Here is a 24,911-nt window from a genome sequence, read left to right as displayed (position 1 = left end):
CCGGTGGCACCGCCTCCCCCTCACGGCCCATCCGGGTGCGGGCCGCAGCCGTGGACGAACGGCTCCGGCTCACCCGGCCGCGTTGTGCGACCGGCCGGGGTGGCCGCGCGATGACCGGTGGCCCGGCGACGCCCCCAGCGCCGGGCCACCGGTCTTGTTACCAACGGGTAGGCTCCCGGACATGACGGTCCGGCAGAACATCCTGATCACCGGCGCGAGCAGCGGCTTGGGCGAGGGCATGGCCCGCCAGTTCGCCACGAGAGGGCGCAACCTCGCACTCTGCGCCCGACGCACCGATCGCCTGGAGAAGCTGTCTCAAGAGCTGACCGCGGCGCACCCCGGGATCAAGGTCGTCACGCGCAAGCTCGACGTCACCGACCACGACAGCGTCTTCACCGTCTTCGAGGACTTCCGCGCCGAACTGGGGTCCCTCGATCGGGTGATCGTGAACGCCGGGCTCGGGAAGGGCCAGCCGGTCGGCAAGGGCCGGTTCGACGCCAACCGGCAGACCCTCGAGGTCAACTTCGTCGCGGCCGCCGCCCAGATCGAGGCCGCCGCCGGGATCTTCCGCGCGCAGGGCGCCGGGCACCTCGCCGTCGTCTCGTCGTTCAGCGCGATCCGCGGCCTGCCGGGCAACCTCACCGCGTACGCCGCGTCGAAGGCCGGGATCTCGGCGTTCGTCGACGGCACCCGCCTGGAGCTCAAGCGCAAGGGCATCACCGTCACCGACGTCCGGCCCGGCTACATCGAGTCGGAGATGAACGACCGGCTCGGCCGCAACCCGTTGCTGGCCAAGGCCGAGAGCGGCGCCCGCGCGCTGGTCAAGGCGATCGAGGCCGAACCGCGCCGCGCCTACGTCCCGGCGTGGCCGTGGGTGCCCCTGAGCGTCGCCATGCGCGTCGTGCCGGCGTCGATCCTGCGGAAGTTCGCATGACCACCGTCGAGGTCCGCGAGGAAGACGCCTTCGACGCCGCCGCGGTGCACGCCTGGCTGGCCACGCGCCTCGAGGGGCTCGGCGCCGAGCCGCCGAGCGTCCGCCAGTTCCCCGGTGGCGCGTCGAACCTGACGTACCTGCTGACCTACCCGGACCGGGAGCTGATCCTGCGCCGCCCGCCGGCCGGCCACAAGGCGGCGTCGGCGCACGACATGCGGCGCGAGTACCGCGTGCAGCACGCGCTGAAGCCGGTGTTCCCGTACGTGCCGCGGATGCTGGCGTTCGGCGACGACGAGAGCGTGCTCGGCGGCGACTTCTACGTCATGGAGAAGCTGGACGGCCTGATCCTGCGCGGCGACCTCCCCGAGGGCGTGACGCTGGCGCCGGAGCAGGCCCGGTCGTTGTCCGGCAAGGTCGTCGACCGGCTGGTCGACCTGCACGCGGTCGACGTCGAGGCGGCGGGACTGGCCGACCTCGGCAAGGGCGCCGGGTACGTCGAGCGGCAGATCCGCGGCTGGTCGGACCGGTACGTCGCGGCGCGCACGGACAACGTCGGCGACTTCGCCGAGGTACGCACGTGGCTGGCCTCGAACCAGCCGGCCGAAGTGAAGATCTGCTTGATCCACAACGACTACCGCCTCGACAACCTGGTCCTGGACGCCCCGGACACGCTGAACATCACCGGCGTCCTCGACTGGGAGATGGCCACCCTCGGCGACCCGCTGATGGAGCTGGGCAGCATGCTCGCCTACTGGGTGGAGGCCGGCGACGACGACGTCATGAAGGCCAGCCGACGCCAGCCGACGCACCTGCCGGGGATGTTCACGCGCGCGGAGTTCGTCGCGCGGTACGCGGAAAAGACCGGTCTCGAGGTGGGGGACTGGCGGTTCTACGAGGTCTACGGCCTGTTCCGGCTCGCGGCGGTGCTGCAGCAGCTGTACCGCCGCTACCACGACGGCGCCACCCGCAACCCGGCGTTCAAGGACTTCTGGCAGTTCGTCGGGTACCTCGACTGGCGCTGCCGGGAAATCATCGCGAAGGGGAGTGTCTGAGTGGGCGCGATCTACCTGGTCCGGCACGGGCAGGCGTCCTTCGGCGCGTCCGACTACGACGCGCTGTCGCCGCGCGGCTTCGAACAGTCCACTGTGGTCGGTGCGGAACTGCTCCGGCGCAACATCTCCTTCACCCAGATCCGTTCGGGGACGCTCGCGCGGCAGCGGGACACCGCGGCGACGACGCTGAAGGTGCTCGGCACCGACGTCCCGGTCGTCGAGGACCCGCGCTGGAACGAGTACGACCACGTCGACATCGCTCTGCACCACGCCGGCGGTGCGCCGCAGGAGGATTCCCGGGCGTACCAAGGGCTTCTGGACGCGGCGCTGACGGCGTGGACGTCGGCGGGCGCGGGCGGGCCGTGCGCCGAGACGTGGCCGGCGTTCCGCGCGCGCTGCCGCGGCGCCCTGGAAGACCTCGTGGCGTCGCTCGGCAAGGGCGAGCACGCGGTGGTGTTCACCTCCGGCGGCGTGATCGCCACGGTCTGCGGCCTGCTGATGGGAACGCCGGAAGCCGGGCTGCTGAAGCTCAACCGCGTCACGGTCAACGGCGGCATCACGAAGCTGGTGTCCGGTCGCGGCGGCGTGACCATGTTGTCCTTCAACGAACACCCGCACTTCGAGGCCGACGCGGCCTCGCTGCTCACCTACCGGTAGGAGGCACCCGATGCTGTCCGGTCGCCACGTCACGCTCATCCCCGTCGACGGCCACGGCCCCGAGGACGTCGTCCTCGACGCCCAGGGCCGGATCTACACCGGTGTCGACGACGGGCGCGTCCTGCGGTTCACCCCGGACGGCAGCGGGTGGGAGGTCATCGCCGACACCGGCGGCCGCCCGCTGGGCCTGGAGCTGTACGGCGACGACGAGCTGCTGATCTGCGACGCGCGGGCCGGCCTGCTGGTGGTCCCGCTCGCCGGCGGCACGCCCTCGGTCCTGGCGACTTCCGCGCTGGGCTTGGACTTCGTGTTCTGCAACAACGCGGCGGTGGCGTCGGACGGGACGATCTACTTCACGGACTCGTCACGCCGTTTCGGCATCGACAACTGGCGCGACGACCTGATCGAGCAGACCGGCGGCGGCCGGTTGCTGCGCAGGTCCCCGGACGGCACGATCGACCTGCTCCTCGACGGCTTGCAGTTCGCGAACGGAGTCGCGTTGGCACCGGACGAGTCGTTCGTGGCGGTCGCGGAGACGGGCGCGTTCAGCGTGTCCCGCGTCCGGCTGTCGGACGGTCACGTGGACCCGCTGGTCGAGGACCTGTGGGGCTTCCCGGACAACATCTCGACGGGTACGGACGGGCTGATCTGGGTGACGCAGGCGTCCCCGCGCGTCGCGGCCCTGGACGTGGTTCGCCGCCTGCCGTCGTTCTTGCGGGCCGGCGTCCGGGCGCTCCCGACGTGGTTGCAGCCCAAGCCGGGTCGCGAGGTGGGTGTCCTGGGCGTGTCCCCGGACGGCGAGGTGGAGCGGGAGCTGCGCGGCGAGGTCGACGGGTTCCACATGCTGGTGGGCGTGCGGGAGTGGCGTGGTCAGCTGTACTTCGGCTCGCTGGAGGAGAACGCGATCGCGGTGACTAAGGTCTGAGCCGCCGCCACGTCCGCACGACCTGGGCGGGCACCCGGTGGCGCAGCGTTCCCTGCCGCGTCAGCCGCGCGTCCTTGCGCGACCACCGGCGGCCCGCCGCGTCGGTGAACTCGAAGCCGCGCACGGCGCAGTCTTCGGCGGTTTCGATCAGGACCAGCGTCTCGCCCGGACCGACCGCGTGCTCGTACTTGGGCTTGCGGTGGCGGTCGGTGTCCGCGCCGAACACCTTGGAAAACCTCAGCTTGGCCGGGTTGCGGTAGCCGATCGTCCACCAGATCCGCAGATCGGTGCAGGGCAGGTCGCTGGCGTTCTTCACGACCACGCGGTGGGGTTCGCCGTCCACGCGGCCGCGCTGGACCCACGCGGCGATCCGGTCCGCCTGGGCGCGCGCCTTCTCCCGCCGGTCGCGCAGGAGCACCGTCAAGGTGAGGACCAGCGCGAGCCCTCCGAAGTACGCCGGAACGTTGCCCCAGTCGACCATCGGGCGAGCATAGGGCTTCCGGGCGCGCTGATCTAGCGGCCGGTCCACCGGGGTTCGCGGCCCGCGGTCCAGGCCGCGTAGAACTCCTTGTGGTCCTTGGCCGTCATCAGCAGCGCCTGGGTCATCGCCTCCAGCTCGATCGCGCTGCCCAGGTCCATGTCCAGCTCGCGGGTCAGCAGCACCTTCGTCGTCGAGTACGCCAGGGCCGGGCCGTCCGCCAGGCGGCGGGCCAAGGCCGACGCCGCGGCCGGGAGTTCGGCGTCGGGGACCACTTGGGACGCCAAGCCGATCGCTTCCGCGCGGGCGGCGGGCAGCTTGTCGCCCAGGATCAGCAACTCTGTCGCGCGGCCCAGGCCCACGAGCCGCGGCAAGAGGTACGCCGAGCCCATGTCCGCGCCCGCCAAGCCCACCTTCGTGAACAGGAACGCGAACTTCGCCGACTCCGCCAGCAACCGGAAGTCGCTCGCCAAGGCGATCACCGAACCCGCGCCCGCCGCGACGCCGTTGACCGCCGCGATCACCGGGAGCGGGCACTCGCGCAGCGCCTTCACCACCGCGCCCGTCATGCGCGTGAACTCCAGCAGTTGCGCCGTTTCGAACTTTTGCAGCTCGCCGATGATCTCCTCGACGTCGCCGCCGGAGCAGAACCCGCGGCCCTGCCCGGTGATCACCAGCACCCGCACGTCGTCGTGCTGCGGCAGCTCCAGCACCAGGTCACGCAGGTCGGCGTAGACGTCGAACGTCAGCGCGTTCAGCTTGTCCGGCCGGGTGAACGTCACCGTGGCGACGCCGTCGTCCACCGTGAACTCGAAGTGCTCCCACTCCTTCGTCAGCGGTGCGGTCGCGCGGAACGGGCTCATGACTGGATTCCTCCGCCGTCGAGTACGAGGGTCTGGCCGTTGATCGCGGCGGCTTCGGGTGCCGCCAGGAAGGAGACGGCGAACGCCACCTCTTCCGGTTCGAGCAATCTGCCGAGCGGGGACGCCGCCGCCAGCGCCGACTCGGCGTCGTCGACCGAACGGCCGGTGCGTTCCCGGATCCGCGCCACCGAAGTCGCCGTCATGTCGGTGCGGACGAACGCCGGGCACACCGCGTTCGCCGTGACGCCGGTGCCGGCCAGCTCCGCCGCGACCGCCCGCATCAGCCCGGCCGCCGCGTGCTTGGACGCCGTGTACCCGGCCGTGTAGCGGTAGCCGACGTGCGACGCCGTCGACGCCACCGTGACGATCCGGCCGCGGTCGCGCTCGCGCATCCCCGGCAGCACCGCCCGCGTGCACAGGAACGCACCCGTCGCGTTGACCTCGATCTGCGACCGCCAGTCGTCGAGCGAAGTCTTGGAAAGCGGTGCGCTGGACGAGATCCCGGCGTTGTTCACCAGCACGTCCACCGGTCCCGCCGCCGCGAAGTACGCCGCGACGGCGTCCTCGTCGGTGACGTCGCATTCGGCCCGTCCCGGCGCGAGCACTGTGTCGCCCGCGATGCGGAAGCGCTCGGCGATCGCGGCCCCGATGCCGCGGGTGCCGCCGGTGACCACGACGAGGCGGCTCACGGCCGGCCCGCCAGCGCGCGCCGGTCGAGCTTTCCGTTGGCGGTACGGGGAAGTTCGGTCATGAACACCACTTCACGGGGGTACTTGTGCTTGGCCAGGTGGGCTTTCGCGTGGTCCTTCAGTTCGTCCGCGGTCACCGGGGCACGCACCACGACGTACGCGCGCGGAACGACCAGGCCGTCGACCTCCTGGCCGACGACCGCGCAGTCCACCACCGCGGGGTGCCCGAGCAGGCAGTCCTCGATCTCGCCGGGCGCCACGAACACCCCGCCGACCTTGAGCAGCGCGTCGGCCCGCCCGTGGTGGCGGAAGAACCCGTCCGAGCGGCTGAACAGGTCACTCGACGTCAGCGTGTCGCCGTCGAACGTCCCGGCCGACTTCTCGGCGTCGCCGTAGTACTCCAGCGCGATCGTCGGTCCGGTGACCCGAAGCGGCCCGATTTCTCCGTCCGGCAAGGGGTTTCCGACCTCGTCGACGACCTCGGCGGTGTAGCCGGGAACGGGCGTGCCGAGCGTCCCGATCCGCGCCGCGCCCGGCCGGTTCGACAGGTAGATGTGGTACGCCTCCGACGAGCCGATCCCGTCCACCACCGGCACCCCGAATGTCGCGTCCCACTTCCGGTGCAGCTCCGACGGCAGCGCCTCGCCGGCCGACGTCGTCATCCGCAAGCAGCTGAGGTCCTGCGAAGCCGCGTCCGGGTGCGCGACCATCGCGCTCATCATCGTCGGCACGTTCACCAGCACGGTCGGGCGATAACGCGCGATCAGCTCGAACATCAGGTCCGCCGTGCTGCGTTCGGGGAACGCGATCCCGGCCGCGCCGACGCCGAACGGGAACAGTGCCACGAGGTCGCGCGCGTACCCGAAGAACAGCTTGGGCACGGCAAGAACTCGGTCGTCCTCCCGCAGCCCCAGCACCTGGACGGCGTACCGCTCGAAGCTCTCCTTCGGACTGCGCAACGGATGCACGCACGCCTTGGGCGCGCCGGTGCTGCCGGTGGTGAACTTCCAGATCCCGACGTCGTCCACAGTGGTCGGTGCGGCTTCCAGCGCGGGAGAAGCGGCGTCCAGCAGGGTCCGGAACGGACGCTCGCCCGGGAGCAGCTCGCTTTCCGGGACGCCGAGAACCAGCAGGTTCCGCGCGCCCGCTTCCCGCAACGCCGGCAGCGTGACGGCGTCCGCGATCACCGCGACGGCCTCGGTGTAGCCGAGGTAGTACGCGTAGTCTTTGGGCTGGAGGAACGGGTAGACCTCGGCGGTGACCGCGCCGATCTTCTGCGCGCCGTACCAGGTCGCGACGAACTCCTCGCCGTCGCTCAGCGCGAGCAGCACGCGCTGTCCTCTTCGGACACCGGCGTCGAGCAGCACGTTCCCGGCGCGGTTGGCCAGCTCGGCCAGGTCGCCATACGAAACCGCTCGATCGCCCACGAGCAGGGCGACGCGACCCGAAGCAGCGTGCCGGTCGAGGAAGTGCGTGGCGAGGTTGAACGGCTCACTCACGGGCCAGCTCCCGGATCGCTTCCACCAGCAGGTCGGTCAACGTCGAGAACGTCTCTTCCCCTTCGGCCGCCGTCGCCTCGGCGGGCGCGCCGCAGTACGCGTCGGCCATGCCCATCGCGAGGAAGCCGCCGTCTTCGGGCGCCGAAGCCAAGCTCACGGGCACGTGCGGCAGCTCACGCATGACGACCTGATCGACCAGTTCGGGCCGGTCGGCGAGCACGAGCGACGTCTCGTACCGCCCCGCGTGGCACTCGCCGGACTTGAATTCGTCGGTGAGCCGCGAAGCGTGCCGCCGCCGGACCAGGTCGAGCAGTGCGACGCGGCCGTCGTAGGCGAAGTTGAGCGTCTCGGCCGCCCGCCGCAGCGTGACCAGGTGCGCGGGCTCGAAGTGGTTGTTGACCAGCAGGATCCGCTTCAGCCGCTGGCCGATCAGCGCGGACCCGATGTCGACGAGCAGCGAGTGCAGCGTCTCCTCGCCGATGTGGACGCCGCCGGCGAACCCGGCCGCGAACCGCGTCACGCCGTAGGGCACCTCGGGCAGGACCAGGACGTGCACTTCGGAGTCGGCGGCCAAGCGGGACGCCGCCCGCTCGCACATCCCGCGCGAGATCAGCGGGTCGGTGCCCAGCGGCGCGTGCGGCCCGTGCGGCTCGACCGCGCCCAGCGGGAGCAGCAGCACCGGGGTGCGGTCGCCGTCGACCAGCGCCGCGACCTGCGGCGAGCTGAGGTCCGCGAAGTACGTCACGCAAATCAAGCTACACCGCAGCGGCCTGGGGTGTATAGAGTTGCGCCCATGCCCGGAGACGCGTTCGACACCAGCCCGCAGGAGCTGGTCGTGACGTTGCTGGGCAGCTACGTGCACCCGCGCGAGACGCGCCGGGTGTGGTCGGGCGGCCTGGTCGCGGCGCTCGCCGAGCTGGGCTTCTCCGACGGCGCGGCCCGCATCGCGCTGACCCGCGTGGTGCGCCGCGGCCTGCTCCAGCGTCACCGCGAGGGCCGCACGGTCCACTACTCGCTGACCCGCCGCACGATCGCGCTGCTCGCCGACGGCGACCACCGGATCTTCTCCCTCGGCCGTCGCGAGCGCGCCGCGGGCGAGTGGACGGTGCTCTGGCAGAGCATCCCGGAGAGCCGTCGTCAGGCCAGGGAACGCCTGGTCCGGCGGCTGCGGTTCCTCGGGTTCGGGCCGTACCAGGACGGCACGTGGATCGCCCCGCACGACCGCGAGGCCGAGGTCGTCGCCCTGCTCGGCGAGCTGGACGTCACCGAGCACGCCGGCCTGCTGCTCGGCCGCCCGTCGGCCGCGCTCGACGTCCGCCGGTTCGCCGGCCGGGCCTGGGACCTCGACGACCTGGCGGCGCGGTACGCGGCTTTCGTCGGGCAGTTCGGCGGGTACGCCGGCAAGGAGATTTCGGACGCCGAGGCGTTCGAGGTGCGGACGCGGGTGGTGCACACCTTCCGGGCGTTCCCGTCGCTCGACCCGGAACTGCCCGCCGACCTGGTGCCCGCACCGGATCGCCGGGCGGCGGCGGTCGAGCTGTTCCACGATCTGTACACCGCGCTGGCTCCGGCCGCTCAGCGCCACTTCGACGAGGTGACTCAGGGATGACCGACATCGACGCCAAAACGCAAGAAGCGCTGAGCTACACGTCGTACCTGGCGCTGGACGAGGTGCTGAACGCGCAGCGGACGCGTTCGGACGAGCACGACGAGCTGCTGTTCATCGTGATCCACCAGGTGTACGAGCTGTGGTTCAAGCAGATGCTGCACGAAGCCGAGTTCCTCCAGCGGAACCTCGTCGCGGGCAACACCGCGCACTCGATCCGCGTCCTGCGGCGGATCCTGACGATCCTCAAGGTCGCCGTCGCGCAGATCGACGTGCTGGAAACCATGACCCCCAGCCAGTTCACGAGTTTCCGCGCCCGTTTGGACGCTTCCTCCGGCTTCCAGTCGGCCCAGTTCCGCGAGCTGGAAGCCGTGCTGGGCCGCCGCGACGAGCGCGTGTTCGCGCACTACCCCGAGGGCGGCGAGCAGCGGAAACGCATTGCCGACGCGATGGCGCGACCGTCCTTGTTCGACTCTTTTCTCGCGTACCTCAAGGCTTCTGGCTATTCCGTGGAGTGTGACCGAGACGTCACTCGACCGGTGGAGCCGTCCCCGGCCCTGCAGGCGATATTGCTGGACGTGTACAGCGACGACGGCGGACCGTCGGTCGTCGCGGAATGTCTGGTGGATCTCGACGAAGGGATGCAGGAGTGGCGCTACCGGCACGTGAAGATGGTCGAACGCACCATCGGCGACAAGACCGGGACAGGAGGATCATCCGGCGCGACCTACCTGCGTACCACGCTCTTCCAGCCGATGTTCCCGGATCTCTGGGCCGTACGGAGCCGACTGTGACCACTTTGGACGACCTGCGCGCTGACGACAACGCGCTCGCCCCGCACTACTCCCGCTTCGGCGTCGCCGAGCGCCTGCTGCTGTCCGGGCACTCGCACCAGGCGTGGCCGGACGTCGCGGAGGACGGCCTGCGGGAGTCCTTCGCGGACGCCGCCCGCGACGTCGACGAGAAGTGGGGGCGCGCGTTCGCGAAGGCCGACCAGCTGCGCGCGGGTTTCCGCCTGCTGCTCGGCGACCCGCACGGCGAGTACGCGCTGGGCGCGAGCACGCACGACCTCGTGCTGCGGTTCCTCTCGGCGATGGAGCTGCCGCGGAGACCGCGCCTGGTCACCACCGACGGCGAGTTCCACACGCTGCGCCGCCAGCTCGCCCGCCTCGAGGAGGAGGGCGTCGAGGTCGTGCGGGTGCCGCTCGACCCGGTGACGACGCTCGCCGAGCGCGTCGCGGCCGAGGTGAACGACGACACCGCCGCCGTGCTCGTGTCGGCGGTGCTCTTCGAGACGTCGAGGCTGGTCCCGGGGCTGGCGCACCTCGCCGACTCGTGCCGCGGCCGGTCGATCGAGCTCGTCGTCGACGCCTACCACGCGCTCGGCGTCGTGCCGTTCCCGCTGCACGACCTCGGGCTCACCAACGCGTGGGTGCTCGGCGGCGGCTACAAGTACCTGCAGCTCGGCGAGGGCAACTGCTTCCTGCGGCTGCCCGCGCACGCCCAGGAGCTGCGCCCGGTGATCACCGGCTGGTACGCCGAGTTCGGCGCGCTCGCCGACGAGCGGGAGCCGGGCAAGGTCGCCTACGCGACCGGCGGCGACCGCTTCGCCGGCGCGACCTACGACCCGGCCAGCCACTACCGCGGCGTCCGGGTCCAGCGGTTCTTCGCCGAGCAGGGCCTCACGCCGGAGTTCCTGCGCGAGGTTTCGCAGCACCAGGTGGGGCTGCTCGCGTCGGTGTTCGACTCGCTGCGGCTCCCCGAGGACGTCGTCACGCGGGACCGTTCGGTGGAGCTGGAGCGGCTCGGCGGGTTCCTCTCGCTGCGCTGCGCCGACGCGGCCGGGCTGCAGGCGGCGCTGGCCGCGGAGGGCGTCCGGACCGACAGCCGGGGGCAGTACCTGCGCTTCGGCCCGGCGCCGTACCTGTCGGACGTCCAGCTGGAGACGGCGATGCGCACCCTCGCCAAGGTGATCACCGCCTGATTACCCGTCCGTATCCCGGGACCTCCACTGGTCTCGCGATCATCGGGGATCTAGGTTGGTGCCGGGCACCCGGCGGGCGGACGACCTCCGCGCGCGGGGCTCCCGCCAACCACGTGAAGCGCGTCCCGGCCACGAACCGGGCGCGGATGACAAAGGAGTCACCACCGTGACCGAAGGAGTGTTCGCCCGGGGCACCGGGCACGAACAGGTCGTGTACTGCCACGACCAGGCCAGCGGCCTCAAGGCCATCATCGGCATCTACTCCACGGCGCTCGGACCCGCTTTGGGCGGGACGCGCTTCCACCCCTACGCCACCGAAGCGGACGCGCTCGACGACGTGCTCGCGCTGTCCAAGGGCATGGCGTACAAGAACGCGCTGGCCGGGCTCGACCTCGGCGGCGGCAAGGCCGTCATCATCGGCGACCCGAAGACGCTCAAGTCCGAAGCGCTGCTGCGTGCGTACGGGCGCTTCGTGCAGTCCCTGGGCGGCCGGTACATCACGGCGTGCGACGTCGGTACGTACGTGCAGGACATGGACGTCGTGGCCCGCGAGTCCCGGTACGTCACCGGCCGCTCGCCCGAGGACGGCGGGGCGGGCGACTCGTCCGTGCTGACCGCGTTCGGCGTCTTCCAGGGCATGCGCGCCTCGGCCGAGCACCTCTGGGGCAGCCCGGACCTGGCCGGCAAGCGCGTCGGCGTGGCCGGCGTCGGCAAGGTCGGCCACATCCTCGTCGGGCACCTCGTGGACGCCGGCGCGCAGGTGACGATCACCGACGTCTACGCGCCGGCCATCTCGCGCACGCAGTCGATCTACCCGAACGTGCAGGTGGTGTCCGATGTGGACACCCTGCTGCGCACCGAGCTGGACGTCTTCGCGCCGTGCGCGCTGGGCGGCGTCCTGAACGACGCGACGGTGCCGGTGCTGGGCGTCCGCATCGTGTGCGGCGCGGCGAACAACCAGCTCGCGCACGCGGGCATCGACAAGCAGCTCGCCGACCGAGGCGTCCTGTACGCGCCGGACTACCTGGTCAACGCGGGCGGCGTGATCCAGGTCGACGACGAGCGCCACGGGTTCGACTTCGCGCGCGCGAAGCGCAAGACGACGGCGATCTACGACACGACGAAGGCGGTGTTCGCCCTGGCGGACACCGACGGAGTCCCCCCGGCGACGGCGGCCGACCGGCTCGCGGAGCGCCGCATGGCGGAGGTCGGGCGGCTGCGGTCCATCATGACTGTGTGAGTTTTGGTTCGATCTTCGAAGCGGCGGGCGTGCGGGGGTATCTGCACGCCCGCCGGCTCGGTTCTTCTTCTTGGGTGGGTGTCGGCCCCGACGAGCCGGTGGTGCTGGCGTCGGTGGTGAAGGTGCCGCTGGCGTACGAGTTCGCCCGCCAGGTGGCGGCGGGGTTGCTGGACCCGACGGACCGGGTGCAGGCATCCGCGGCCGACCGCCTGGGCGGCAGCGGTTCGGCGGGTTTCGCGGACGACGTTTCCTACAGCCTGCGGGACGCGGCGCTGCTGGCGTTGTCGGTTTCGGACAACACGGCCGCGGATTTGCTGTTCGACCGGGTGGGTGTGGCGAATGTGCGGTCCCTATTGGCGGAACTGGGTTTGTCGCGGACGTCCGTGATCGGCCCGCCGCGCGAGCTGCTGCGGACGATCATGGAGGACACTTCGGCCGGGGTTCCGTTGCGGGCGTTGGATCCACTTCGGACGTCTTCGACGACTCCTCGCGAGATGACTGCGCTGCTGGCGGCTTTGTGGGGTGACCCGGGGCCGGGCGCGCAGGTGCTGGGGTGGATGTCGGCGCAGGTGAGCTGGCACCGGTTGACGGCGGGGTTCCCACCGTCGGTGGCGGTTTCGGCGAAGACGGGGACTATGCCGGGGATCCGGAACGAGATCGGCGTGGTGACGTACCCGGACGAGGCGGCGTACGCGGTGGCGGTGTTCACGGTGGGCGGCGCGGAGACGTTGCGGCGGCCGGACATCGACCGCGCGATCGGCGACGCGGCCCGGGCGGCGGTGGATCAGCTGCGCTCGTGAGGGTTGTCCACAGCCCGGCCGTGATGTGGACAGCTGAGCTGTCCCTCGCCCGCTCGCCCGGTTTTGTCGGCGTGGGGCGATAAACTGGGACTGGGGACGCCCCCAAGGGAAGGGCGGGGGCCGCCGTCAGGTGCGGTCGTAGAACACGTCCCACGGCCGGACGCTCTGCGGCTCCGGCACGATCCGCGACACACCGTCGTCCTCGAGCACGCCGGCCGCGATCTCCGCCAGCTTTGCGGCTTGAGGGTGCGGACTCGACGGCGGCCACGCGAACGCCATCCGCGATCGCAGCACCTCGCCCGTCAGCGGCCGCCACACCACGCGCGGCTCCTTGCGCGGGCCCGGTTCGAACGCCACGCCGTGACCGGCCAGCACCAGGCCCAGCGCGAACTCCGGGTTGCGTGCGTGCCGGATCGCGGCCGGCCGGAAGCCGTGGTCCCAGCACGTGCGCAGCAGCGCGTCGTAGCTGCCCGGCGCCGCCGCGCGCGGTGCGTGCACCAGCCCCTCGCCGGCCAGATCCGCGAGCGCCAGTTCCGAGCGGCGGGCGAGCGGCGAGTCGCGGGGGAGCACCACGCCCAGCGGCGTGTCGATCGCCGGTCCGAGCTCCAGCCCGACGACGTCCACCGGCAGCTGCAGGAGCCCCGCGTCCAGGGAACGGTCGGCCAGCAGGCGCGTCTGCTCGGCGGTGGTCAGCTCCTGCAGGTCGAGCCGGACCGTGGGGCACTCGGCGGCGAACTTCGTCAGGATCGCGGCGAGGACCGGGCCGGGCAGCTCCGGCGGCACGCCCGCGCGCAGGGCGTCCAGCTCGCCGCGCTCGGCCTTCGCGACCAGCGTCGTCATGCGGTCCAAGCGGCTCAGCAGGTCCCGGGCTTCGGCGCGCAGTACTTCGCCGGCTTCGGTGAGCGTGACGCGGCGGCCGCGGTCGAACAGCTTCGCGCCCAGCTCGGCTTCGAGCCGCTTCACGCGCTGGCTCAACGGCGGCTGCGCGATGCCGAGCCGCTCGGCGGCGCGCCCGAAGTGCAGTTCCTCGGCGACGACGAGGAAGTACCGCAGCGAACGGAGGTGGTCCACGCTGGAACGATACCCGTCCGCATATCGACATGCCGACGTCTCGATCTTGGACAGCCCCGCCGTGTTCGTGGTCTGGTGCCCGGCATGGACTTCAGCAGACGAGGGCTGTTCGGCGCGGGCGCCGCGGCGGCGGCGATCCTGGCGGGCGCCCCGGCGGCGGCCGCCGCTTCCGGTACTTCGGGGATGACGTTGCGGTGGTGGGGAAACAACGGCTGGGAGATCCGCGTCGGTGGCAAGACGATCCTGATCGACCCGTGGCTGACCCGCTTCAAGACGGGGACGTACACGCCGGCGGGCGCGGACCCTCGCACGCCGTTGTCGGTGAACCGCGCGTTGATCGACGGCTACCTGGACCGCGGCTTCCTCCGGGCGGACCACATCCTGGTGACGCACGGCCACTACGACCACCTGACCGACGTCCCCTACCTGGCGAAACGCACCGGAGCGACGGTGCTGGGGACCGAGACGCATTTGAGTCTCATGGCGGCGCTGGGCGCTCCGGAGGACCAGTTGTCGCTCGCGACGGGCGGCGAGGACCTGACGTTCGACGGCTACTCGATCCGGGTGCTGCGCTCGTTGCATTCGGCGGTGGGCACGCGGGCGCAGGTGCCGTTCCCGGGCTCGCGGCCGCTGTCCCGCCGTGACCGGCCGCGGGTGATTGCGGATCTGGTGGAGGGCGGAACGCTGGCTTACGTGGTGTCCGGCGGCGGCGCGACGGTGCTGAACTTCGGCGGCTCGAACTACGTGGAGTCGGAGCTGACGGGGCTGCGGCCGGACGTGGTGCTGCTCCCGGTGGGCGGGTCGAAGGTGACGGGGTACGTCCCGCGGTTGCTGTCGGCCCTCGGCCACCCTCGCTACGTGGCGGCGACGCATTGGGACGACTTCGACTTGCCGCTGGGCCAGGCGGAGGACCCGAACGGCGGGTTGGAGGTGCTGCGCAAGGCGGTGGCGGCGGCTTCGCCGGGGAGCGAGTTCGTGGTGCTGGACCACCTGGGGGAGTTCGTGCCGTAGGACTTCTCCACAGGCTCGCCGTGATGTGGACAAGCCGGCCGCTGCGCGGCTTCTCGGCCGGTTTTGTCGGGGAGGGCCGATAGACTGGGACCGGGGACGCCCCCCAGGGAAGGCGGGGGCGCCTCCGGTCCCCGGAGGCTCAGCCGCTCTTGCGGCGGAAGGTCCGCTTGTTGGCCGCGGGTCCGTGCGCGTGCTGGTTCTTGCCGCCGCCGTTCTCGTGGGACGCTCCCGAACGGGCGTGGGCCTGCTTGCGCTCCAGTGCCTCGCGGAACTTGCGCTTGACGTCGTCCTCCTCGCCGCTGGGCGACGGGCTCGGTTCACTCATGACTACCTCCGAAACGACGAAAACGACGAAAAACGACGACGTGTGACCGCTCCAGCCTGGCATCACGCCGACCGCTTGGCGAGTCGATTACGCCACACCGTCAGCGTTTCGGCGACGGAACTCCGCCGAACTGGACCGACTTGCGCGTCAGGGGGCGGCCGCAGTGGTCGCACAGGAGGATCGGCCGCAGCCGGTTGCCGCACTCCACGTGGTGCAGCGTGATGTCCGGTTCCTGGTCCGTCACCTCGAACCCGCGGGACCACTCCGCGATGAACGCCAGCGCCGGGAAGAACCCCAGCCCCTTCGCCGTCATCCGGTAGTCGCGCGCGTCCGTGCGCGTGGCCGCCGTGCCCGTGCGCAGCACGCCCACCTCGACCAGCTTGCTCAACCTCGCCGACAGCACACTCGGCCCGATCCCCAGCTCGCGCTCGAACTCCGAAAAGTGCCGGCAACCCAGCAGCGCCGACACCAACAGCCCCGTCGACCAGCGGTCGCCCAGCAGCTCCATCGTGTCGGGGAAGAACATCATCGGGTCGCCCGCCAGGGACTCCGCGTCCTTGCGGCGGAAGCGCTTGGACGCCGTCGCCGCCGCGACACCCGTGCTGTCCAGCCGCGACGCCCGCACGTCACGCGCGTCGACGCGGCGGCCGCACGCTCCACAACCCAGCGGCGCTGATGTAGCCAGCTCGCAGTCGAGGTGGATCAGCGTCGGCAGCACCTCGCGCCGGCCCTCGACCCACTCGCGCTCCCAGGCCCAGATCGAAATCAGCAGCGGCCACAGCTCCAGGCCGCGTTCGGTGAGCCGGTACTCGTGCCGCGTGCGACGCGCGTCGCGGTACGGCACGCGGGTGAGCATCCCCGCGTCCACCATGTCCCGCAGCCGTCCGGACAACGCCGTCGGCGAGATGCCGAGCCGCAGCCGCAGCTCCTCGTAGCGCCGGAACCGCAGGAACAGGCTCTGCAGGATCAGCAACGTCCACTGGTCGCCGACCAGCTCGAGCGCCCGGCGGAGCGGATCGCCCGCCGGCCGGACGCGCTGTGCAGTCGCCTGAACCACTTCATCCCCCTCGTTACATCGCCGCTTCAGGGTAGCACCTGACTACACCTAAAGAAGCCTATTGACAGCTGGGTACACAAATCATAGTCTCGTCTCCATCAGCCAGCGCGGTGAGCCCGAGAGTCAGGGAGCAGCCCGATGACCAGCACCTCCGAACAGCCGCTGATGGTGGCCCGGACGGCGGACACCGGCGAGGCCAACCCCTACCTGCTCGGCGTCTACGCCCCGGTCGAGACCGAGATCGACGCCGAAGACCTGCAGGTCATCGGTGAGATCCCGAAGGACCTCAACGGCGTCTACCTGCGCAACGGCCCGAACCCGCGGTTCGCTCCGGAAGGCCGCTACCACTGGTTCGACGGCGACGGCATGATCCACGCCGTCCACCTCGAGAACGGCAAGGCGCGCTACCGCAACCGCTGGATCCGCACCAAGGCCTTCGAGTCCGAGTCGGAAGCCGGCAAGGGCCTCTGGACCGGCGTCATGGAGAACCCGGAGGGCAACCCCTTCGGCAACGCACACGGCCTCGGCCTCAAGGACAACGCGAACACCGACGTGGTCTTCCACCGCGGCCGGATCCTCGCGACCTGGTACCTGTGCGGCTCGCCGTACGCGGTCGACCCGCTCTCGCTGGAGACCCTCGGCGCCGAAGACTTCCTCGGCACGCTGGTCGGCGACATGATGGCCCACCCCAAGGTGGACGAAAAGACCGGCGAGCTGTTCTGGTTCGACTACGGCCCGCGCCCGCCGTACCTGCGCTACGGCGTCATCAGCGCGGACGGCCAGGTCGTCAAGACCACCGAGGTCGAGCTGCCCGGCCCGCGCCTGCCGCACGACATGGCCATCACCGAGCACTTCGCCGTGCTGATGGACCTGCCGCTGGTGCAGGACGCCGAGGCGGCGAAACTGGGCCGCCACAAGCTGCACTTCGACCGCTCGATGCCGAGCCGCTTCGGCGTCATGCCACGCTACGGAGACGGTAGCCAGATCAAGTGGTTCGAAGCGAGCCCGTGCTACATCTACCACGTCGTCAACGCCTGGGAGCAGGGCGAAGAGGTCGTCCTCGACGTCTGCCGCGTGCGCAAGCCGGCCCCGCGGGCCGACGCGCACACGCCGCTCGCGAAGATGCTCTCCTACCTGCGCCTGGACGCCCAGCTGCACCGCTACCGCTTCAACCTGCGGACCGGCGTGTGCCGCGAGGCCCCGCTCGACGACGACAACACCGAGTTCCCGACCGTCGACTCCCGAAGCGTCGGCCGCGTGAACCGGTTCTCCTACGCGGTGCACATCTCGCCCGAGTCGACGCTGAAGTTCGACGGGCTCGTGCGCTACGACAATCTTGCCGGCTCCAAGACCGAATACCGGTTCGGTCCCGGCCGGTGGGGCAGTGAGGCCCCGTTCGCACCCCGCGACGGAGCAGCCGCCGATTCGGCGGACGGTTATCTGGTGACGTTCGTGCAGGACGAGCGTGAGGGACGCTCGGAACTGGACATCTTCGACGCCGCCGATCTCGCTGCCGGACCCGTGGCCAGGGTCCTGCTTCCCCAGCGTGTCCCGCTCGGTTTTCACGCGACCTGGGTCCGGGCGGACCAGCTGGAACCACTCCGCGCATGAGGTGCCATCGAGAGGGTCGCGCCCGGGACTTCCGGGCGCGGGGATGGTGGCCTGCGGAGACGATCGACCAGCTCGTGAAGGAGCGGGTCAGTGCCGACCCGGAGGGTCTCGCGCTGGTCGATCCACCGAACACCGCCGCACTGGTCGGACGCGACCCGGTGCGGTGGACCTGGAACCGGCTCGACGAACGCGTCGACGTCCTGGCCGCGTTCCTGCTCGCCGGAGGGGTGCGAGCAGGCGACGTCGTGGCCGTGCAGCTGCCGAACTGCTCGGCCCTGGTCCAGGCGTTCCTCGCGATCGTGCGGATCGGCGCGATCGTCACCCCGTTCCCGGTGTCCTACCGGGAGCACGAACTCGGCCCGATGTGCCGGCGCACCGGGGCCGTGGGAGTGGTGACCGCATCCAGATACGGCGAGCACGAGCTCGCCGGGGCGGCCCTTGGGCTCATCGGCGCTGCGGCGCCGTCGGTCCGGTTCGTCGTCGCCCGGGGGGACGACGAACCGGCCGGCGCCCTGGCCTGGCCCGAAGCACCACTGTCCGAAGTAGAGAAGTCCACTTTGGACTCGAACTTGGCCGAAGCCGACGTGAACGACTGCGTCACGATCTGCTGGACGTCCGGCACCGAAGCCGAGCCGAAGGCGGTCCCGCGCTGCCACGGCGACTGGCTCGCGACCGCGGGCGGCTGCGTCCAAGCCGCCGGGATCACCCGCGACGACGTCCTGCTGTCGCCGTTCCCGATGACGAACATGGCCGGCATCGGCGGGATGTTCCTGCCCTGGCTGCTGACCGGCGCGGTGTTCGTCCCGCACCACCCGTTCGACCTGCCGGTGTTCCTCGGGCAGCTCGCCGCCGAACGCGTGACGTACACGCTCGCGCCACCGGCGTTGCTGACCATGTTGCTGCACAACGAAAAAATTCTGTCCGGAGTGGACATCTCGGCGCTGCGCAAGATCGGGTCCGGATCGGCGCCGCTCTCGCCGTGGCTCGTGCGCAGCTGGGCCGAGCGCTACGGCATCGACCTCATCAACTTCTTCGGCTCCAACGAAGGCACCGCGCTGCTGTCCGGCCCGGTCGACATCCCGGACCCGGACCAGCGCGCGAGCTTCTTCCCGAACTACGCCTCCGACGTCACGTGGTCGACGCCCGTCGCCGGCTGGACGTCGGTGCGGCTGCACGACCCGGTGACCGGCGAGCACGTCACCGAACCCGGGCGGCCCGGCGAACTGCGCATCGCCGGGCCGACGGTGTTCGCCGGCTACCTCACGGCGGTGGGCGAGCCGCTCGACACGGCGAGCTTCGACGAGGACGGCCACTTCCGCACCGGCGACGTCTTCGAGATCGCCGGCGAGCGCGGGGAGTTCCTGAAGTACGTGGACCGGATGAAGGACCTGGTCATCCGCGGCGGCATGAACATCTCGCCGGCCGAGGTCGAGGGCCTGCTGGCCGGGCACCCGGACGTCGCCGACGTCGGGGTCGTCGGCGTGCCCGACGACGTCATGGGGGAGCGGGTCTGCGCGGTCGTCGTGCCGGGCGAGCGCAAGCCGTCGCTCGAGGAGCTGGTCGCGTACCTGCGCGAGAAGAAGGTGGCCGCGTTCAAGCTGCCGGAACGGCTCGAGTACGCCGATGCCTTGCCCCGCAACCCGGTGGGGAAGATCCTGAAGCGGCAGCTGCGGGAAAGTCTGGAGTGAGGCCATGACGGTGTTCGTGCTGGGCGGGGCGCAAACCGACTTCGCGCGCAACTACGCGAAGGAGGGGCGCGGGATCCTCGAGCTGTTCGCCGAGGTCGTGCCCGCGGCCCTCGCGGACGCCGGGGTCGGCGCGGAGGACGTCGAGGTCGCGCACGTCGGGAACCTCGCGGCCGAGCTGTTCACCGGGCAAGCTCAATTGGGCGGGCTGCTGGTGGCCGCCGTCCCGGAGCTGGACGGCGTCCCGTCGACGCGGCACGAAGCCGCGTGCGCGTCCGGCAGCACCGCCGTCCTCGCCGCGTGCGCCGACCTCGAAGCAGGCCGGTACGACCTGGCGCTGGTCGTGGGCGTCGAGCTGATGCGCAACGTCGACGGGCAGCGCGCGGCCGAGCACCTCGGGTCCGCCGCGTGGGCCGGGCACGAGGCCGTCGGCGCGAAGTTCCCGTGGCCCGCGTTGTTCGCCGACGTCGCTTCCGCGTATGACAAGCGGTACGGCCTCGACCCCGAGCACCTCGGGCTCTTCGCGGAGCACGCTTTCGACCGTGCGGCAAGGAATCCACTCGCGCAGGCCCGGGACTGGCGCTTCCCGGAAGGCGCTTTCGGCCCGGACGACGAGCTGAACCCGCTGATCGAAGGCCGGCTGCGCAAGCAGGACTGCGGCCGGATCACCGACGGCGCGGCGGCGGTCCTCCTGGCGTCGCCCGCGTTCGCCGAACGCCTGGGCGGCGGCTTCCCGCGCATCGCGGGCTTCGGGCACCGCACGGCCCACCTCGGCCTGGCCGAGAAGATCGCGGCCGACGGCGAGTACCTGTTCCCGCACCTGCGCGGCGCGGTCGTCGACGCCTACGAGCGCGCGGGCGTGGCCGGGCCGGACGCGCTCGACGTCATCGAGCTGCACGACTGCTTCACGATCACCGGGCTGGTCGCGCTGGAGCACCTCGGCGCCGCGCCACCCGGCGACGGCGGCCGGTTCATCGCCGGCGGCGGCCTCGACGCGGCCGGGATCAATCCTGGTGGCGGCCTGATCGGGCTCGGTCACCCGGTCGGCGCGACCGGCGTCCGGATGCTGCACGACGTCGCCCGGCAGGTGACCGGGACCGCCGGCGAAACGCAGGTCGAGGGCGCGCGGACGGCGTTGACGCTCAACGTCGGCGGGTCGTTCACCACGGTCGTCACGATGGTGGTCACCGCATGAGGCTGTCGGTGTCGCTGGGGCTCTGGCAGGACCGGCCACCGGAGGAGGCCCTCGAAACCGCGCGCGCCGCCGAGGCCGCCGGCTACCCGGAGCTGTGGATCGGCGAGATGGCGACGTGGGACGCGTTCGCGCTGGGCACCGCGATCGGCGCGGCGACCTCGAGGATCTCGCTCACGTTCGGGCCCTTGGCCGTGACCGTGCGTGACCCGGCGACGATCGCGATGGGCGTCGCGTCGGTCGCGGCCCTGACCGGCCGGACCACCGGGGTCGCGCTGGGCACGTCCAGCGACGTCGTGGTGCGCGGCTGGCACGGGCGGTCGCGTGCTCGCGCCGCGACGGCGTTGGGGGAGTCCGCGCTGGCTGTCCGGCAGCTGCTCGACGGCGAAAAGTCCACTGTGGACGGCTCGGTGGTTGGCTCGCGGGGGTACCGGTTGCGGCTGGCCGCGCCGAAGTCGCCGCTGACGATCGCCGCGTTCGGCCCGCGGGCCTTGGGAGTCGCCGCGCGGCACGCCGACCGGATGGTGGTCAACCTCGTCAGCCCCGCCGCCGCGGCTTCCTTGGTGCGGGGACTGCGGGACGCGGCCGCGCGGGCGGGAACGGCACCGCCGCCGGTCGCCGCGTGGGTGGTCGGCGCGGTGGACCCGGGACCCGCGGAGATCGAGCAGCTGCGGCGCGGGGTGGTCGGGTACCTGGCGGCGCCCGGGTACGGCGAAATGTTCCGCGAGGCCGGGTTCGGCGACCTGGTGGACTTCGCGCGCACCCGCCCGCACCCGCGCGAGCTGCTGGCCGCGGTGCCGGTGGAAGCGATCGCGACGGTGGGCCTGCTGGGCTCGCGCGCGGACGTCGCGGCGAAGGTGCGGGAGTACGCGGAGGCCGGGATCGGCGAGCTGGCGATCGTGCCCGCGACCAGCGACGACGATCCCGGCGGCGCGAAAACCCTCGCGGCGGTCGCCGCCGCGACCGACGCCGCCGGAAGCGAATCCTCGCCGCCTGTCGATCCGCCCTCTCCTCGTTCGACGCGTAGGCATGACTGAACCCACGAAGACCAAGAACCTCGACCAGAACGGCGCCCCGGCGCTGCCGTGGAGCCGGGCGCGCGACCTCCTCGCGACCCAGACCCCGAAGGAGGACCTGACCTTCTTCGTCGGGACCGTCCGCCCCGACGGCCGGCCGCACGCCGCCGGTGTCGGCGCCATCTGGGTCGACGACGCCCTCTACTTCGTCAGCGGGCCGGGCACCCGCCGGGCTCGCAACCTGGCCGCGAACCCGGCGTGCAGCGTCTCGGTGCGCCTGAAGGGCCTCGACCTCACCCTCGAGGGCGAGGCCGAGCAGATCACCGATCCCGCCACCCTGGAGCGGGTGGCGGCCGTCTACCGCGAGGGCGGCTGGCCCGCGACGGTGTTCGAAGGCGGGTTCGACGCGTCGTTCATGGCGCCGAGCGCCGGACCCGCGCCGTGGTTCCTGTACCGGCTCGAACCCACCCGGGCGATCGGCGTCGCCTGCGCCGAGCCCTACGGCGCGTCTCGCTGGGACTTCACCCGCTGATCGACGCCGCGACCAGCGCGCCGATGTGCCGCATGCCGGTGGCGTTCGGGTGCAGCGGGGCCGCCACCGCCGTCGGGATCACGCTTTCGAACCACTTGACGCCGGGCAGCTTGCAGACGTCGTGCCCGATCGACGCCGTCCGGACGTCGACGTACCGCGCGTCGTGCGCGGCGGCCTGCCGGGCCAGTGCGGCGTTCGTCTTGTCGATGCTGCCCTGGATGTAGTTCGCGTCACGCGGGGTCAGTGGCGCGATCGGCCAGCACCCGTTGCGCGGCAGGTAGGTGCCGTAGCCGGCGACGAAGACGTCGGCGTTCGGCGCCTTCGCGTGGATCGCGTCCAGCAGCGCGCCCCACGTCGGTTCGAACGCGGCGATCTTCTCGGCCAGCTGGTCGTGGCCGCCGGCGGTGTAGCGGTCGACGCAGTCGGGGTTGATGCCGGGCAGCAGGTTGATGCAGCTGGTGGCCGCGCCGACCAGGCCGACGTCGTTGCCGCCGATGGTCACGGTGACGGTCTCCGTGCTCGCACTCAGCGCGTCGAGCTGCGGCGGGACCGCGCCGGTTTCCGTCGACTGCGGCGCGTACATGTCCGCGGTCGTCGCGCCGGAGCACGTGACGTCCTTCAGCGGGCCGCCGAGCTGCTTCGCGGCGACGTGCGGGTAGTCCGCGAGCGACCGCAGGCACCCCGGGGACGAGAGGTCCGGGGGCAGGATCAGCGGCCCGGCCGCCGCCGAGTCCCCCAGAGCCACGTACTCGCCGGCGGTGCTCGCGGCCGCCGTGCCCGCTGTCGTCGTCAGAGCCGCGACCAGGATCGTGATGAACGCCGTTGTCCTCACTCGCACGCCGTCCTCCTTGACGTAGTTGGCTTCCGTGACACCATCGGCACCGAGGGCGGCCGGATTGACTGGGAGTCCGGGCAGAGAACGAGGGGATCGGTTGTGACGGAGCACAAAACCGGCGGCGACCTGACCCTCGGCGGCCAGCGCGTCCACGAGCGGCTGACCCGGGAGGAGCCGGAGCTGATCGCCCGGGTGCTGACGCGCATCCAGGAGGAGGTCGCCGACTACCGGCGGCTGCCGGTCGAGGAGCTGGCCGGCGACATCGCGCGGATCACGCAGCAGGCGGTGCGCGCGTTCGCCCGGAGCCTGCGCGAGGACCGGCAGCTCAACGACGCCGAGCTGCGGCAGATCGGCGCGTCCGCGGTGCGCCGCGCCGAGGAGGGCTTTCCCCTGGAAGCCGTGCTGACCGCGTACCACGTCGGCGCGCGGGAGATCTTCGCCGTCGGCTCGGCCGACTCGGGCAGCGCGGACGTCGCCGACCTCCTCGACGTCGCCGACCGGGTGCTCGCGTTCGTCGGGACCATCACCGGCGCCGTCACGCGCGGCTACCTGGAGGAACTGCGCACGAAGGTCGGGCAGGAGCACACCGCGCGCCGGACGCTGCTTTCGGTGCTGGCCGACGGCGGCCCGGTCGACGGCGTCGCCCGCAGCGCCGGGATCACGCTGCCGGCGCGGTACCTGGTTTTGAGCGTCGAGCTGGGGCCGCACGCCGACGAGGCGTCCCCGGGCGTCGACGCGGGGATCGCGATCCGCCGGAAGCTGCGGCGGTTCCTGGCGGCGTTCGAACAGTCCTGCGGCGACGGCGTCCTGGCGTCGCTGGACGGGCCAGGCGGGCTGGTGCTGCTGCCGCTGGCCAGCCGGCTCGCCGAGGTGGCGGAGTGGCGCGCGCTGCTGGACACGGCGGGGCGCGCGGCGGGGGTCGACGTGCTGGCCGCGGCCGAGACGGCGGCGCCGTCGGAGGTCCGGCTCGTGGCCGCGCGGACGGGCGAAGTGCTGGAGGTGCTGCGCTGGTTCGGGCGGCCGCCGGGGCTGTACCGGCTGGACGACGTCCTGGTGGAGTACCAGCTGACCCGCCCGGGCGAGGCCCGCGACCGGCTGGCGGCGGTGCTCGCGCCGCTGGACGCGCACCCGGAGCTGATCGAGACGGTGTCGGCGTACCTGGAGCTGGACACGAACCGCCGTCGGACGGCGGCCCGCTTGCACGTCCACCCGAACACGGTCGACTACCGGTTGCGGAGGGTGCGCGACTTGACGGGGATCGATCCGCTGCACCCGGCGGGCTTGCCGCGGATCATCGCGGCGTTGGCGGCGCGGCGGGCTTCGGAGCGCTGAAGGGCACCTTCCTCTCGTCAGATGCGACGAAGGTGCCCTTCAGCGCGTCCTATGTGAGGAAGGTGCCCTTCAGCCCACGCCGGTCAGGTCGGGACGCCGGGCTGCCACCTCCGCGGGCGGCCGAGGTGCCGGTACCCGCACCGGCACCCGCGGTCGCGATCGAGCGAGCAAGCCCACCACGACCGCCGCGCCCAGCACGCCCCCTGCCAGCGCCGATGCCGCGTCGAACCGCAGCTCGCCCGCCCGGCCGAGCACGAACCCCGCGTCCAGTGCCCACGCCACCGCCGCGACCCCGATCGCGGCCGTCACCGAGCTCCAGAACGCCGTCAGCAGCACCACCGGCCCGAGCGTGACCAGCGCGTACCACGGATCCCGCGTCGCGCCGGCCAGGTCCGCCAGCACCACCGCGACCACCGCCGCCACGCAGCCGAACGGGAACCCGAAGCCACCACTCATGCCGTCCAGCAAAGCCCCGGGCAACCCGCGGAGCATGACCCAGGACACATTCCCTACGCCG

Annotated in this window: 26 protein-coding genes; 16 read left to right on the top strand and 10 right to left on the bottom strand. The window is 71.7% G+C overall.

The features are described 5' to 3' along the window. Positions 1-181 precede the first annotated feature (181 nt). Genes ACIQWX_RS29770 through ACIQWX_RS29755 form a run of 4 tightly spaced genes read left to right on the top strand, consistent with a single transcriptional unit; the run spans position 182 to position 3,568 of the window. Positions 182-934, top strand: coding sequence for an SDR family oxidoreductase (locus ACIQWX_RS29770; protein WP_400877817.1), 753 nt, complete (start codon positions 182-184; stop codon positions 932-934). After that, positions 931-1,986 (top strand): phosphotransferase family protein, encoded by a 1,056-nt coding sequence (locus tag ACIQWX_RS29765; protein ID WP_400877814.1) that lies wholly within the window; start codon positions 931-933, stop codon positions 1,984-1,986. The genes ACIQWX_RS29770 and ACIQWX_RS29765 overlap by 4 nt, the downstream gene beginning before the upstream one ends. Beyond that, positions 1,987-2,643, top strand: a complete 657-nt coding sequence (locus ACIQWX_RS29760; RefSeq protein ID WP_400877811.1) for a histidine phosphatase family protein — start codon at positions 1,987-1,989, stop codon at positions 2,641-2,643. Positions 2,644-2,653: 10 nt separating this feature from the next. Continuing rightward, complete coding sequence (locus ACIQWX_RS29755) at positions 2,654-3,568, top strand: SMP-30/gluconolactonase/LRE family protein (RefSeq protein ID WP_400877808.1); 915 nt, start codon at positions 2,654-2,656, stop codon at positions 3,566-3,568. Here the strand turns inward: ACIQWX_RS29755 and ACIQWX_RS29750 are convergent. Genes ACIQWX_RS29750 through ACIQWX_RS29730 form a run of 5 tightly spaced genes read right to left on the bottom strand, consistent with a single transcriptional unit; the run spans position 3,558 to position 7,842 of the window. Then, on the bottom strand, positions 3,558-4,049 hold the full coding sequence (locus ACIQWX_RS29750) for a hypothetical protein (protein ID WP_400877805.1): 492 nt from the start codon (positions 4,047-4,049) through the stop codon (positions 3,558-3,560). The two genes, ACIQWX_RS29755 and ACIQWX_RS29750, sit on opposite strands and share 11 nt — an antisense overlap. 32 nt (positions 4,050-4,081) lie before the next feature. Beyond that, a complete protein-coding gene (locus ACIQWX_RS29745) occupies positions 4,082-4,909 on the bottom strand; it encodes an enoyl-CoA hydratase family protein (protein WP_400877802.1) in 828 nt (275 codons plus the stop codon). After that, positions 4,906-5,598: an SDR family NAD(P)-dependent oxidoreductase gene (locus tag ACIQWX_RS29740; RefSeq protein ID WP_400877799.1), complete on the bottom strand. Its 693-nt coding sequence runs from the start codon at positions 5,596-5,598 to the stop codon at positions 4,906-4,908. The genes ACIQWX_RS29745 and ACIQWX_RS29740 overlap by 4 nt, the downstream gene beginning before the upstream one ends. Continuing rightward, entirely contained in the window at positions 5,595-7,097 is a 1,503-nt protein-coding gene (locus ACIQWX_RS29735) for a benzoate-CoA ligase family protein (RefSeq protein ID WP_400877796.1), read from the bottom strand. Before ACIQWX_RS29735 ends, ACIQWX_RS29740 begins: the two co-directional genes overlap by 4 nt. Further along, positions 7,090-7,842 (bottom strand): creatininase family protein, encoded by a 753-nt coding sequence (locus tag ACIQWX_RS29730; protein ID WP_400877793.1) that lies wholly within the window; start codon positions 7,840-7,842, stop codon positions 7,090-7,092. The genes ACIQWX_RS29735 and ACIQWX_RS29730 overlap by 8 nt, the downstream gene beginning before the upstream one ends. 48 nt (positions 7,843-7,890) lie before the next feature. Here ACIQWX_RS29730 and ACIQWX_RS29725 point away from each other — a divergent pair, with 48 nt between their 5' ends. The 5 genes from ACIQWX_RS29725 (at position 7,891) to ACIQWX_RS29705 (ending at position 12,727) form a co-directional block, all read left to right on the top strand. Continuing rightward, entirely contained in the window at positions 7,891-8,706 is an 816-nt protein-coding gene (locus ACIQWX_RS29725) for a PaaX family transcriptional regulator C-terminal domain-containing protein (protein WP_400877790.1), read from the top strand. After that, the gene (locus ACIQWX_RS29720; protein WP_400877787.1) at positions 8,703-9,497 is read left to right on the top strand and encodes a tryptophan 2,3-dioxygenase; all 795 of its coding nucleotides are present in this window, start codon (positions 8,703-8,705) and stop codon (positions 9,495-9,497) included. The genes ACIQWX_RS29725 and ACIQWX_RS29720 overlap by 4 nt, the downstream gene beginning before the upstream one ends. Then, a complete protein-coding gene (locus tag ACIQWX_RS29715; protein ID WP_400877784.1) occupies positions 9,494-10,687 on the top strand; it encodes a kynureninase in 1,194 nt (397 codons plus the stop codon). The genes ACIQWX_RS29720 and ACIQWX_RS29715 overlap by 4 nt, the downstream gene beginning before the upstream one ends. 166 nt (positions 10,688-10,853) lie before the next feature. Then, complete coding sequence (locus tag ACIQWX_RS29710; RefSeq protein WP_400877781.1) at positions 10,854-11,927, top strand: Glu/Leu/Phe/Val dehydrogenase dimerization domain-containing protein; 1,074 nt, start codon at positions 10,854-10,856, stop codon at positions 11,925-11,927. Continuing rightward, the gene (locus ACIQWX_RS29705; protein WP_400877778.1) at positions 11,924-12,727 is read left to right on the top strand and encodes a serine hydrolase; all 804 of its coding nucleotides are present in this window, start codon (positions 11,924-11,926) and stop codon (positions 12,725-12,727) included. The genes ACIQWX_RS29710 and ACIQWX_RS29705 overlap by 4 nt, the downstream gene beginning before the upstream one ends. Before the next feature lie 126 nt (positions 12,728-12,853). On the opposite strand, the gene ACIQWX_RS29700 is transcribed toward ACIQWX_RS29705, so the two are convergent. Next, positions 12,854-13,798, bottom strand: a complete 945-nt coding sequence (locus ACIQWX_RS29700) for a LysR substrate-binding domain-containing protein (RefSeq protein ID WP_400877775.1) — start codon at positions 13,796-13,798, stop codon at positions 12,854-12,856. Between the two features lie 84 nt (positions 13,799-13,882). Here ACIQWX_RS29700 and ACIQWX_RS29695 point away from each other — a divergent pair, with 84 nt between their 5' ends. Next, the gene (locus ACIQWX_RS29695; protein WP_400877772.1) at positions 13,883-14,809 is read left to right on the top strand and encodes an MBL fold metallo-hydrolase; all 927 of its coding nucleotides are present in this window, start codon (positions 13,883-13,885) and stop codon (positions 14,807-14,809) included. Between the two features lie 139 nt (positions 14,810-14,948). Here ACIQWX_RS29695 and ACIQWX_RS29690 read toward each other — a convergent pair whose 3' ends face one another. Both ACIQWX_RS29690 and ACIQWX_RS29685 read right to left on the bottom strand, forming a co-directional pair. Further along, positions 14,949-15,134 carry a DUF5302 domain-containing protein gene (locus ACIQWX_RS29690; protein WP_354819030.1) on the bottom strand — a complete coding sequence of 62 codons (186 nt, stop codon included), beginning with the start codon at positions 15,132-15,134 and terminating at the stop codon, positions 14,949-14,951. 100 nt (positions 15,135-15,234) lie between these two features. After that, positions 15,235-16,191: a winged helix-turn-helix transcriptional regulator gene (locus ACIQWX_RS29685; RefSeq protein ID WP_400877769.1), complete on the bottom strand. Its 957-nt coding sequence runs from the start codon at positions 16,189-16,191 to the stop codon at positions 15,235-15,237. 138 nt (positions 16,192-16,329) lie between these two features. Here ACIQWX_RS29685 and ACIQWX_RS29680 point away from each other — a divergent pair, with 138 nt between their 5' ends. Genes ACIQWX_RS29680 through ACIQWX_RS29660 form a run of 5 tightly spaced genes read left to right on the top strand, consistent with a single transcriptional unit; the run spans position 16,330 to position 22,227 of the window. Next, positions 16,330-17,802, top strand: a complete 1,473-nt coding sequence (locus ACIQWX_RS29680; protein WP_400877766.1) for a carotenoid oxygenase family protein — start codon at positions 16,330-16,332, stop codon at positions 17,800-17,802. Beyond that, the gene (locus ACIQWX_RS29675; protein ID WP_400877763.1) at positions 17,799-19,490 is read left to right on the top strand and encodes a class I adenylate-forming enzyme family protein; all 1,692 of its coding nucleotides are present in this window, start codon (positions 17,799-17,801) and stop codon (positions 19,488-19,490) included. The genes ACIQWX_RS29680 and ACIQWX_RS29675 overlap by 4 nt, the downstream gene beginning before the upstream one ends. A gap of 4 nt (positions 19,491-19,494) precedes the next feature. Further along, complete coding sequence (locus ACIQWX_RS29670; protein WP_400877760.1) at positions 19,495-20,682, top strand: acetyl-CoA acetyltransferase; 1,188 nt, start codon at positions 19,495-19,497, stop codon at positions 20,680-20,682. Continuing rightward, positions 20,679-21,716, top strand: a complete 1,038-nt coding sequence (locus ACIQWX_RS29665; RefSeq protein ID WP_400877757.1) for an LLM class F420-dependent oxidoreductase — start codon at positions 20,679-20,681, stop codon at positions 21,714-21,716. The genes ACIQWX_RS29670 and ACIQWX_RS29665 overlap by 4 nt, the downstream gene beginning before the upstream one ends. Beyond that, entirely contained in the window at positions 21,709-22,227 is a 519-nt protein-coding gene (locus tag ACIQWX_RS29660; RefSeq protein WP_400877754.1) for a pyridoxamine 5'-phosphate oxidase family protein, read from the top strand. Before ACIQWX_RS29665 ends, ACIQWX_RS29660 begins: the two co-directional genes overlap by 8 nt. On the opposite strand, the gene ACIQWX_RS29655 is transcribed toward ACIQWX_RS29660, so the two are convergent. Continuing rightward, complete coding sequence (locus tag ACIQWX_RS29655) at positions 22,217-23,059, bottom strand: SGNH/GDSL hydrolase family protein (protein WP_400879742.1); 843 nt, start codon at positions 23,057-23,059, stop codon at positions 22,217-22,219. The two genes, ACIQWX_RS29660 and ACIQWX_RS29655, sit on opposite strands and share 11 nt — an antisense overlap. 102 nt (positions 23,060-23,161) lie before the next feature. Between ACIQWX_RS29655 and ACIQWX_RS29650 the strand changes: the two genes are divergently transcribed. Beyond that, positions 23,162-24,394: a PucR family transcriptional regulator gene (locus ACIQWX_RS29650; RefSeq protein WP_400877751.1), complete on the top strand. Its 1,233-nt coding sequence runs from the start codon at positions 23,162-23,164 to the stop codon at positions 24,392-24,394. A gap of 69 nt (positions 24,395-24,463) precedes the next feature. Here ACIQWX_RS29650 and ACIQWX_RS29645 read toward each other — a convergent pair whose 3' ends face one another. Further along, positions 24,464-24,850, bottom strand: coding sequence for a hypothetical protein (locus ACIQWX_RS29645; protein ID WP_400877748.1), 387 nt, complete (start codon positions 24,848-24,850; stop codon positions 24,464-24,466). Positions 24,851-24,911: the final 61 nt, after the last annotated feature.

Source organism: Amycolatopsis sp. NPDC098790, assembly GCF_044759945.1.
In the GTDB taxonomy this organism is placed as follows: Bacteria; Actinomycetota; Actinomycetes; order Mycobacteriales; family Pseudonocardiaceae; genus Amycolatopsis.
Note: the sequence above shows the minus strand (reverse complement) of the source record. Positions and strands in the feature narration are given on the sequence as shown.